This is a genomic window from Eubacterium sp. An11, assembly GCF_002161065.1.
Lineage (GTDB): Bacteria > Bacillota > Clostridia > Lachnospirales > Lachnospiraceae > Anaerobutyricum > Anaerobutyricum faecale.
In genome coordinates this window covers 1-9,979 of sequence record NZ_NFLV01000051.1, presented here as the reverse complement: position 1 = coordinate 9,979, position 9,979 = coordinate 1, and the positions used below count along the sequence as shown (strand labels likewise).

At 40.9% G+C, this 9,979-nt stretch carries 14 protein-coding genes and 1 pseudogene; 8 read left to right on the top strand and 7 right to left on the bottom strand.

Annotated elements, in window-relative coordinates:
* The first annotated feature begins 174 nt into the window (after positions 1-174).
* Positions 175-519, top strand: coding sequence for a helix-turn-helix transcriptional regulator (locus tag B5E53_RS18050; protein WP_087317483.1), 345 nt, complete (start codon positions 175-177; stop codon positions 517-519).
* A 131-nt stretch (positions 520-650) separates the two neighbouring features.
* Here B5E53_RS18050 and B5E53_RS18045 read toward each other — a convergent pair whose 3' ends face one another.
* Entirely contained in the window at positions 651-1,052 is a 402-nt protein-coding gene (locus tag B5E53_RS18045; protein ID WP_087317481.1) for a hypothetical protein, read from the bottom strand.
* A 4-nt stretch (positions 1,053-1,056) separates the two neighbouring features.
* Entirely contained in the window at positions 1,057-1,989 is a 933-nt protein-coding gene (locus B5E53_RS18040) for a ParM/StbA family protein (RefSeq protein WP_087317479.1), read from the bottom strand.
* A gap of 169 nt (positions 1,990-2,158) precedes the next feature.
* Here B5E53_RS18040 and B5E53_RS18035 point away from each other — a divergent pair, with 169 nt between their 5' ends.
* From B5E53_RS18035 to B5E53_RS18005, 7 genes are all read left to right on the top strand, one after another.
* Positions 2,159-2,557 carry a GNAT family N-acetyltransferase gene (locus B5E53_RS18035; RefSeq protein WP_087317477.1) on the top strand — a complete coding sequence of 133 codons (399 nt, stop codon included), beginning with the start codon at positions 2,159-2,161 and terminating at the stop codon, positions 2,555-2,557.
* A gap of 22 nt (positions 2,558-2,579) precedes the next feature.
* A complete protein-coding gene (locus B5E53_RS18030) occupies positions 2,580-3,533 on the top strand; it encodes a DUF4238 domain-containing protein (RefSeq protein ID WP_343215685.1) in 954 nt (317 codons plus the stop codon).
* 441 nt (positions 3,534-3,974) lie between these two features.
* The gene (locus B5E53_RS18025) at positions 3,975-4,499 is read left to right on the top strand and encodes an RNA polymerase sigma factor (protein WP_087317473.1); all 525 of its coding nucleotides are present in this window, start codon (positions 3,975-3,977) and stop codon (positions 4,497-4,499) included.
* Complete coding sequence (locus B5E53_RS18020) at positions 4,489-4,866, top strand: hypothetical protein (RefSeq protein ID WP_087317471.1); 378 nt, start codon at positions 4,489-4,491, stop codon at positions 4,864-4,866. The genes B5E53_RS18025 and B5E53_RS18020 overlap by 11 nt, the downstream gene beginning before the upstream one ends.
* Positions 4,863-5,756: a zinc ribbon domain-containing protein gene (locus tag B5E53_RS18015; RefSeq protein WP_087317469.1), complete on the top strand. Its 894-nt coding sequence runs from the start codon at positions 4,863-4,865 to the stop codon at positions 5,754-5,756. The genes B5E53_RS18020 and B5E53_RS18015 overlap by 4 nt, the downstream gene beginning before the upstream one ends.
* 25 nt (positions 5,757-5,781) lie before the next feature.
* Entirely contained in the window at positions 5,782-6,156 is a 375-nt protein-coding gene (locus tag B5E53_RS19385) for a hypothetical protein (protein WP_087317467.1), read from the top strand.
* Between the two features lie 486 nt (positions 6,157-6,642).
* Positions 6,643-7,071 carry a helix-turn-helix domain-containing protein gene (locus tag B5E53_RS18005; protein WP_087317465.1) on the top strand — a complete coding sequence of 143 codons (429 nt, stop codon included), beginning with the start codon at positions 6,643-6,645 and terminating at the stop codon, positions 7,069-7,071.
* Between the two features lie 159 nt (positions 7,072-7,230).
* On the opposite strand, the gene B5E53_RS18000 is transcribed toward B5E53_RS18005, so the two are convergent.
* The 5 genes and pseudogenes from B5E53_RS18000 to B5E53_RS17980 form a co-directional block, all read right to left on the bottom strand.
* Positions 7,231-7,428 carry a hypothetical protein gene (locus B5E53_RS18000; protein ID WP_087317463.1) on the bottom strand — a complete coding sequence of 66 codons (198 nt, stop codon included), beginning with the start codon at positions 7,426-7,428 and terminating at the stop codon, positions 7,231-7,233.
* 16 nt (positions 7,429-7,444) lie between these two features.
* Positions 7,445-8,518, bottom strand: a complete 1,074-nt coding sequence (locus B5E53_RS17995) for a phosphoadenosine phosphosulfate reductase family protein (RefSeq protein ID WP_087317485.1) — start codon at positions 8,516-8,518, stop codon at positions 7,445-7,447.
* Positions 8,519-8,544: 26 nt separating this feature from the next.
* Complete coding sequence (locus B5E53_RS17990; protein WP_087317461.1) at positions 8,545-8,811, bottom strand: hypothetical protein; 267 nt, start codon at positions 8,809-8,811, stop codon at positions 8,545-8,547.
* Positions 8,808-9,575: a class B sortase gene (gene srtB / locus B5E53_RS17985; RefSeq protein ID WP_087317459.1), complete on the bottom strand. Its 768-nt coding sequence runs from the start codon at positions 9,573-9,575 to the stop codon at positions 8,808-8,810. The genes B5E53_RS17990 and srtB overlap by 4 nt, the downstream gene beginning before the upstream one ends.
* Positions 9,572-9,979 (bottom strand): annotated as a pseudogene (locus tag B5E53_RS17980) (hypothetical protein); the annotation flags it as partial. The gene srtB and the pseudogene B5E53_RS17980, both read right to left, overlap by 4 nt.

Sequence of the window (9,979 nt, the reverse complement as noted above, 5' to 3'; positions counted from 1 at the left end):
CAGGATTTTTTTGAAATTGTTTCAGATAGCGTCTGATCCATCCGGCTGTTCACACCTTATCTTCCGTAGATTCCCCCTCTTTATATGCGTTATATCGCCTGTTAACACGCAGGATAACGCATTTCATATACTGCTTGTCTGCGGTAAAATATATGCAGGAAATGAGGTGATTGGATGTATAGACAACGATTGGGGGATACTGTAAGAGAAGCCAGAATGAATTTGGATTTATCGCAGAATACGCTTGCGGAACGGTCCCACGTATCCCTTCGTACAATTTCAGATATCGAAACTTATAAGGCGAACCCTCGTTTTGACAGTCTCTGCTCCCTGGCGTCCTATCTGAACATTTCTATTGACGCGGTAATCAAAGACCGTAAGAACAATAGCGGCAGTACGACGATGCAGCAGATCCTGATAGAATTGGAGTCTTGCTCAGAAGAAGAGCAGGTAATTGTGCTGCAAACGCTGCGAGGCCTCTTGAAAGGACTACATACCCGGACAGAGAACCCCACATAACCACCTCTTCTGCCATTATAAGAGATACTTCTCGGAAATCTTTATAGAAGTTCTATGGATTTTCTATGGAAATTCTGAAAAAACGGTGAAAAGGGGGAGAACCGCTTACGAGTTCTCCCTAAAGACCTGTATCACATATTTCTAAATGCCGCCATGGCATCCGCAATATCCTGCATTGTTCGTTCATCAATCGGAGGACCTTCCTCATTCAGATCCTCGATCACGGCCTCGGCAGGTTTCTTTTCTGCCTCTGGCTGCAGCTGCTGGCTGCCTGAAGTTCCAAAGTCTGAAACAGGAGCCTCGCCAGCAATCCGTTCCATTTCCTGCCGTACCAGAAGACGCACCATCGCCTGGATGCTTTCCTGGGAGACTCCGGTATCTCCTCCGGACTTCTTCCCTGTATACTGCAGGATTGCTTCCGCAATCAGCGCCGCCTTTTTCTCTGTTCCGTTCAGGAGCTTTACGACTTCCAAATGCTCCGGATTTTTCTTGTCAAATCCTATTGTAAATACGTATGGATTCTTCTTTCCCACATCATCACTTCCCTGCTAAAGAACTGCGGTACAGGATGCCGTACCCTTTCGCATTTGCAAAAATATCATCAATGAACTGATACTTGCTCAGTCGCTTGGAACTTTCCAGGAACCGCCGGAGTAAGATGGCTCCGCCTCCGATGAATATGGTATAGGTAGTTTTCGTGTCGATGCTCCGTTCCCGGACACTGCTGAGCAGGTCGGTCACAAAATTCCGGGCCATTTCCTCCACCGTATGTACCACCATTTCCGGATAGTATTCCGTCTTTCCTTCCAGGATACTGTCAATGTCGGTTTCCTCCAGCAGCATATCGTGATCCCCGTTGACACTGGAAATGATGTCGTTATACATGGTGATGACACCCTTTTCCATGGAATCACAGTAGTCCAGGCATGGGCTTCCGCTCCGCATCAGCAGAAAATCTGAAGTAAATCCGCCAATATCAATCCCTACAGCCTTTGGGATCTGCCGGATTTTTTCTCCCTCAGTCATCATGGCGGCATACGCCTGGGGATATACAGCTACGTCCTGGATGCAGGTATGGTAGGTTCTTCCGTTATACACCAGTTCCTGTACCTTTCCGTCTCCCAGGAAATACTCCCGATACCGTTCTGCCAGTTCTGCGTAATGCTTGGGCGGTACACCGATAGGCAGCGATACCTGTACTACGTCTTCTTCCGATACCTGACCGGTGCGTTCCAATTCCTTCGCAATAGCAAATCTCGTCAGGATGGAAAAGCGTTCATCCTGAGTCTTGTCCCTCTGATACGGGATCCGCTTGCCACTCAAAACATAATACTTCCCGTCAGTCTGAAGGAAATCCTCCCGTCCCGCAGGCTTACGGTCTGTGGAAGAGAGCCCCGTGGTGAAAAGAAAATGGGTGGTCTTCATGTTCCGGTTCCCGTGATCCACGGGAATAGTCAATTTTTTTATCATAATGCGTCACTCCTTATATTGTTTTCTACTTATTCCATACGTAGGAGATATGTAGATAGCAACTCTGGAGAGAAATTTTTTGAGATTTTATATTTTGGATAGTATTCGGGAGGTGTCTTTGGTAGAATGAAGACAGCAACAAATTGAAATTTGAGGGGATATAGAGTTAATGGAATATAAAATCAATGATAAAGAACTTAAAGCAAATATTTTTATTTCATTTGTTAATAAGGTGTGGAAAGGTCAATATGATATTGAAAAAACGGAAGTGGCATTATCTAAGACCATTAATATTACAGCCTATGATGGTGGTATACTTGTAGGATGTCTTCGTATACTCACAGATGGTTATTTTTTTGGAACTATTACAGAGCTACTTGTTTTGCCGGAATATCAAAAACATGGTATTGGAAGTAAACTTCTCCATCTGGCAAAAGAAACTTCTCCAACTATGCTGTATTTTGGTGCACAGCCAGGAGTTGAATTATTTTATGAAAAAAATGGGTGTGAAAAAAGTCTACAGTCGTATATTATAGAAAAAATAAATCCTAATTGTTTAAATAAATGATATTTTTCAATAAAAAGAGTTAATTAGAGGAGGTATTTCTACGGAAAAAGTAAAACATCAACATTATGTACCAAGGATGTATTTAAAGAGATTTGGTTATGGAAGCAAAAAGGATAAGAAAATAACAGTACTGAAATTAGATGAAGGAACTATTTTAGAGAATAGCAGAGTCGAGAATTTTGCATCAGCTAATTTTTTTTATGATACAGATAAAGAACATCTTGTAGAAGCATTGCATGACGATTTGGTAATGATCCCGGAGTTATTTAATAGTGAGAAACTGTCAGATGAACAATTTGTTGAGCATGCATTAGCGAGAGAAGAAGTAGCCATTAGTAATTTGCTTGATGACTTACAGGAAAATCTGAGTAAAGTTCATAAGAGCACTAATACAAGTCTAATGATAATTTTTTTGCATTCTTTAGCTTATAGAACTAAAGCTTTTAGAGATCTGATGGATGATATAAATAATAAGACTGTGGAGTTCTTAAATACCATGTGCGATAATATTGGTCTGGATGAAGATACAAAGAGAAAAAGTATTAAGGAGAATTGTGCTACGGGAAAAGATACTCAACTTTATCAGATGATGGGATTACAACCCGTTTTTAAAACAATGAAAATGTTGTTAGATAATTATGATTTGTATGAAGCTATTAATAATACGGAGTTGGATTTTGTAATAAGTGATGATCCTGCGAAAGCTGTCAGATTAGCATTTAATGATATATGCATTCCTATTTCGCATAATAAGGGGATAATATTTAGAATAAAGGATAAAATGGCTCCTATCATTTCCCAAGATATGCCTGTAGATGGAGTTATTGACTTATCATTGAATAGTGTTGTCTCATATAATAGTTTCCAACTACAATCAGGACAGAAATTTTTGTTTGGTACATCTAAAGCTATTAAGTTTATGAAAAATATATGGCAATTAGAATATGCAATAAGGCAAAGAAATAATAATTTTTAACATATAAAACGGAACTTAATCAAAAAGAGCAATCCTGAGTTGTTGAAGTGAAAACAAAAATAATTATGAAAAGAGCCGTCCGTGTGGGCGGCTCGAAGTATTTCTGAATAATTATAGGGAAGAGGCAGAGGATTATGCCATCATAGCAGAGGAGATTAACGAATTAGAAACCTGGAGCTGGATGACAGGGCAACAGAATATATACTGCATAAACACCGATGCTGTTAAAGGCTCATGCTGAATATGAACAGATGAAACTGTTACAATGAGATTTGTGTAGTGATAATGGAAAACATCTGATATAATTTTAATTGTTCGTATGCCGGGAATGAAAACCATATGTTTTGTTCCGGCATTTTTATTCGTAAAAAATTCTATAATAAATGAACCGATTAAATACTCGCGACGAATATTAGATGAACAGGCAATGGAGGTGAGGCATTGGACGCAAGGGAAATAGAAAAATGTATCGACGTGTTCGGAACAGATATATATAGATTTTGTCTAAAACTCTGTATGGACAAAACAGATGCAGAGGATCTATATCAGCAGACCTTCTTAAAAGCATTAGAAATGGAGTGGACACTTGACTGGCAGCAAAATCCTAAAGCTCTTTTTTTCTCAGTGGCTAATAATCTTTGGAAAAGTGACAGACGAAAATGGGCCCGCAGAAATACTATTGCACCAAGCAGCAATATAGATGAAGAAACGGAAGCTGTGTTGCGGTCAGAAGAAAACGTTGAAGAAAATTATTTTCGGAAAGAGTTGATTGCCGAAGTGAATCGGATTATTCAGACTCTCCCTGAGAAAATCCGTATACCACTAACATTGTTTTACCTTTCTGACTGTTCAATAGAACAAATAGCAATAATTATAAAAAAGCCGCCTGGAACGGTTAAAAGTCGATTATCAAAAGGACGGAGTATCATTAAGAAAAGATTGGAGGAATATGGATATGAAAGATGATCAGCGTAGTACAAATATTGATGAAATCATCCGAGCTTCCATGGAGCTGACTGATGAACCATCCGTAGAACTAAATAATAAAATCAAAGCTGCGCTGTATCAGCAAGAAGCTGTTATGCGAAAACAGCCTGCTACAAGAACTGTATCGCTTTGGTATCTGCCGATGATTTTGAATTTAATCACTTTCAATATGCTGGCTTTGGTTTCTCTGTTGTTAATCGATAATACTTATTTATCTTACTTCGCCGCTGGTATCTGCTTTTACATTGGAATAGCCGGTGTGCTGCTTACCATAGTTGGTGTAAAAAGGACAAATATGAAAGAGGATATAACAATCCATGTTGAGAAAAGGAGCGTATTGGCATGAATCATACAAAAAAGAACAGACTGGCACTTTATATTGCTATCCCGGTTATTATCCTGCTGATTTTACTGCGGTTTGGCCTGTACTTCATAAGAAGCGATGGCTTTAGCGGCTTATCTATGCTGCTCCCTATTTTGCTTCTCTGTTTTATCCTTTTTGCATTGTGTACCTGCGGATTTTTCGCAGCATGGGTATATCAGGATTGTAAAAGGCGGGGAGATGATCCGGTATTATGGGCGATTGTAGTTTTCATAGCAACCCCATTTATTGGATTGCTGATTTACTTTCTGCGACGTTCAGAAATAAAGAAAACGTGTTTTGCCTGTGGACATCGAGTTTCACTAAAAGCGAAATACTGTGAAGAATGTGGAACATATTTGGAAAAAAAGGAGGACAATATAAATATGGAAAGGAAAGGAACCCACCACATAAAATTTATTGTTGCAGGCACAATCACTATGGTGCTTATGCTGATATGTTTAGCAGGGTTTATCGTCAGCGCTGCCACTGGTAATGGTGTGAATACGAATGTAACTTCCAGTGAAAGAGTCTGGAATTTAGGCACGATAAGAATGAATTATAACACCTATCTGAACGGAGTGTGGAAATTGGATTTTAAGAGTGCAAGTGACGGTTTTGTAGAAGAACAGAATATGAGAATAGACGATTCTGAAACACAGATACTTTATGCGGATATTACTTGTGATACAGTACCGGAAGGAGCAACACTTGTTTTATGGCTGGTGCAGGATGATGTGGTAAGATCTGTTGATGTTACAAACATTTCTGAACCACTTGAATATCCATTGGACGAGTTTGAAGATGGTAAAATTCATGTAAGGCTTCAAATTAATGGAGTAGAAAATGCAGTTTCGGAAATATATGTAAAATAACAAGTGGTGACTTGTGTAGAAAAGAATGAAAAAAACAAAAATCATAACATTTATAGGCGGCTTTTATATATTTGGAGGAATCGTTGTTCTTCTGTCTTTATTACTAAATGGCAGTCCAATGAATACAGTTTTTGATTTGCCTGACTCCTCGAATCATATTGTTAAGCTGTTGATCGGTATTATCTATGTACCATTGGGATATTTGTTTCTGAAAAGGATACGATTTTCTAATTGGATCGTATTAGTATTAGCAATTTTAACTTTCTGTATTAGTGCGGAATTGGCAACAAAATTTGATACACAACCATATATTGGCAATACGATATATGCGTTATTTGTTATAATTGCTACTATGATTAGAAGAAATGAGTTTGTAAATGACATTAATTCAGTAATATGAAAAGAGAGGAAAGAAAATGCGAAACAGTATAAAAAAATTTATTGTGTATTTAGTTGTGTATTTACTTATAAGCATAAGCTATTTTATATATTGCTATTTAAGAGACGGTGTTTTAAATGTGGATTATATGATGCTGTCCATTTTCATAATAGTAGTTTATTCCATAATGTATTATTTATTTAATAAATTTGGAGGTAATAATTGAACAAATCCTAATTTGGCAAGGAGTTTGGGCTATGGGAAAACAAATAAATTATTAGTTGTAGAATTAAAAGTCAATCCTAAATTGATAAAGAGGCGTGATTGTACTTTTTAACCAGTTGTGTTCTGAAATCAATCGACTACCGTATGTTCATTGAAACTATGTAGTTTAAAAAGCGAAAAGCCATTGTGATCAACAGTTGCGCTATTGTTAATCTGCATTGCTTGCCATACAATAGTCATCATGTTATTTTTGCCTTATCAACTCCAAGGAGGTAACACATAATGTTTAGTGAAAATCTAAAAGCCTTGAGAAAGCAAAAAGGCTTTTCGCAGGAAGAACTAGCAACCAGACTTCATGTCGCCAGACAGACAATCTCTAAATGGGAAAAAAATTTATCTGTTCCTGATGCGGATACTTTAATTCGTCTGGCTGAGATATTAGAGGTATCTGTCAGTGAATTGTTAGGGGAGAAAATTGAAAATGAAAATGCTACCAGCGATGTTGCAGAGCAGTTATCCAGAATAAATGAGCAGCTTGCAATTAAAAACCGTCGATCACGCCGTATCTGGAAAATCATTTCCATTATATTAGCGGTAATCGTTCTGGTAAACATTTTTATTGCTATCTTCTTTAGCATTCCAAACCTCTCGAACAGTACTCAGAATGACCCGCCGACAGTGACTGACGAAACAATAATCGTAGATGAATAAAGTTGCTAAAAAACATTCAGCTATGGATTATGGAATACGGTGTAACATTGGAAGTAGAAATTAACAGCAAGATAATAGAACTTTTACCGTAAAGGCACTAACAAATCCTAATTTTTCTCTATCAAAGCAGGCGCCGGTTTCCCGGTGCCTGCGCTTCATTTACCGTTCCACATAAGTCACGGTATTCTGCCTGAATCCATTCTCTTTACAAAAATCCCTGTATAATTCCTCCAGTTCCGTCAGGTTGAAACCATCCAGTTCCGTCTCATCTTCCTGTCCATCGGTATTGATAAAGCCGATCCGGTAAGTACCGCCTCCGGTTGTCACAATCTCTTTTCCAGCTTCTCTGATCGTCATACCCACTCTCCATTCTTCAGGCCGCTTTTGCCTGATTATTTTCATCAAACTCCAAACACATCTGGCCTACGGACTCCCAGGTTTCATAGGGTACGCCCAGATATTCCAGCACACTTCGCATCCCCAGGCCGCCTTTCTCCGTAGATTTCATACAGAACTCATACTGCTTTGGATAAGCTGTCTGCATCCGCTGGAACCGGTTCGGCTCTTTTTCTTCCGTCACTCCAAACCCGCAGAACATACAGCCGGTTCTTTGCTCCCCGCTCAGATGGTAAATTCCCTGCGCATCCTTTGTGATTTCTCCGTATACCGGGCAGATAGAGAACTCATAGGCTGATCCCTTTTCCGGGATGATCTTTTCTCCCATATGCTCATAAGCAAACCGGAGTACATCCTGTTTCGTCCAGGGACCCAGCGGCTGGCTTTTGATCATTCTGCCGTCATATACATTGCATCCGGTCTTCGCATACTGATGCGCCCGGCGGAAGGATTCATCCTGTGTTACTCCCACAAAAGGCTGTCTGCCAGTCTTTTTCACATACTGATTAAAGGGTTTCTCCTTCATGATCAGACAGCACTTTTCTGAAATATCATAGGGACCGTAAATGTATTTCTGCCACTTCTTTGGCAGCATACCGAATTTTCCTCTCTCGTCACCGTTCAGCAGGTAATTCCGATAACGGGGCGATAGCTTCCCATGCCGGAGTTTCCGGATCTTGCTTGCATTTTCCTTACTGATGAGCGGATACCCTTCCTTCAGGATCACCTGCCGGAAATTCGTGGCAGGCCGTATCTCCTCATAAGCGCCATAGGCTTGAAAAGAACGGGCAAACTGGATGATTTCGGGGAACTCCAATCCGGTATTGCAGAAAACGGCAGGGATTTCACTTCCCAGCGTCATCCTGACCAGCGCCAGCAGCACGGTGGAATCCATGCCACCGCTGAAGCTGACATATACCTGTCCGTCCCAGTAATCATACCATTCTATAATCCGCCTCTTAGCCAACATCAGTTTTCCCTCATAAGGAAGATATTTCCGCTGTATATAATATCCTTTGTTTAACTTTAAATCTTTTTCCTGTATATACATTTTCTTCTCCTTTACGCTGCAGTTTTTCATTTATTTTCCGGTAAAATGGGGCAGAGTAACTCCTCATACCGTTTATATCCCTGGTTGTTAAGCGGTCCCTGCAAAGAAGTAATGATTGTCTGGAGTGCTTGTATCAACTCCTCCTCACTCATGTCATCTTCTTTCCCTTCAATTTTCTCCCGTTCTTTCTCATATTCAGCTTCCAACATGATCTTTTCCTCCATAAAAATGACCGGCATGGTGTGTTCCTTTCCCATACCGGCGCAGCCTTCGGTTACGTTTCTTTGCTTCAATTTTCTATTTCCTCTAACAGTTTCCCGTGGACAATATACCGATGATCCCGTCTGGAGCTGACGCAGGTGGATAGTGTCACCACCCGGTCTGTTTCCCCGACTTCCACACCGGTATCATATCCCGCATAGGAACGGATCTTCCTCAGAAAATCCAGAAAGTCTGTCTCTTCCGGAAACGCATAGGTGTAAGCCTCGCTCCCCACATACCCGGCATAACAGGAGAAGATCTGATATTTCAGCACCTTTCCCGGCACATACAGGTAAAAGTAAGGAGATACTTCCCACAGAGCCTGATCCTGATAATGGGAGAGGGTTCCAAACATACTGCCGTTTTTCATATTGTGGCCGTATACAATGGTGTTCGGATCCGCAAAATCCGGCTGGTTATGCCAGTCCGCAAAGATACTGCCGCTGCTGTTGTACTCCCCGGTAAACAGATGATGCAGATAATAAGCATTATCGGTTCCCTGTACCACCGGATAACTGATGGATAGGCCGGGAATATCAATCCAGGCGATCACGTCCGGGTTCACAGCCTGGAGTCCTTCAAAATCAATCTGCAGATATCCGTCCGGTTCCGCATCGCTTTTGTCTGGTTTCGGTTTATCCTCCGGCTCCTCCACAAATGAAGCAAGCTCTTCGTAGGTATCCTTGCCCTCCTGGTATTCACCATAGATTCCTCTTAGTTTCCATGCGGAAAAAGCAAGAGCGCCGATGGCAAGCAGGATCCCTGCCAGAAACAGCAGCCTTTCTCCCTTTTTCATATGTCCACTCCCTTCTGTTCCTGCAAAGGGGCTGTCTGTGCAGCCCTCTTTGCGTAATAATAATCATCAATGCCTTTGAGTTTTCCATTCCAGTTTCCATCCGCATCCTGGTCCCAGACCATACGGCTGACCGGCAGGGACAGCTCCTGGCAGATCCCATAGACTTTTCCACAGGCGTTCTGGATGATCCGGCGCTTTTCCACCTTATACGGACAGTTTTCCGGCGTACCCTTTTCACTGCAGACCGAACATTTATGATAATGCTTATCACAGTCGGTTTTCAGTTTCTTGTCCATGTCAAACGCCTCAAAGAGAAATTTCATCTTTCTTCGCTGAAATTCCTCCAACACCGGGCGCAGGCTCCGGTACATATTCACGCCTGCCAGACAGATAAACGTATGACC

Bases quoted from the DNA above. Each gene is read 5' to 3' on its own strand.
- B5E53_RS18050 (WP_087317483.1), top strand. From the start codon at position 175: ATGTATAGACAACGATTGGGGGATACTGTAAGAGAAGCCAGAATGAAT.
- B5E53_RS18040 (WP_087317479.1), bottom strand. From the start codon at position 1,989: ATGATAAAAAAATTGACTATTCCCGTGGATCACGGGAACCGGAACATG.
- B5E53_RS18035 (WP_087317477.1), top strand. From the start codon at position 2,159: ATGGAATATAAAATCAATGATAAAGAACTTAAAGCAAATATTTTTATT.
- B5E53_RS18020 (WP_087317471.1), top strand. From the start codon at position 4,489: ATGAAAGATGATCAGCGTAGTACAAATATTGATGAAATCATCCGAGCT.
- B5E53_RS18015 (WP_087317469.1), top strand. From the start codon at position 4,863: ATGAATCATACAAAAAAGAACAGACTGGCACTTTATATTGCTATCCCG.
- B5E53_RS19385 (WP_087317467.1), top strand. From the start codon at position 5,782: ATGAAAAAAACAAAAATCATAACATTTATAGGCGGCTTTTATATATTT.
- B5E53_RS18005 (WP_087317465.1), top strand. From the start codon at position 6,643: ATGTTTAGTGAAAATCTAAAAGCCTTGAGAAAGCAAAAAGGCTTTTCG.
- B5E53_RS18000 (WP_087317463.1), bottom strand. From the start codon at position 7,428: ATGACGATCAGAGAAGCTGGAAAAGAGATTGTGACAACCGGAGGCGGT.
- B5E53_RS17995 (WP_087317485.1), bottom strand. From the start codon at position 8,518: ATGTATATACAGGAAAAAGATTTAAAGTTAAACAAAGGATATTATATA.
- srtB (WP_087317459.1), bottom strand. From the start codon at position 9,575: ATGAAAAAGGGAGAAAGGCTGCTGTTTCTGGCAGGGATCCTGCTTGCC.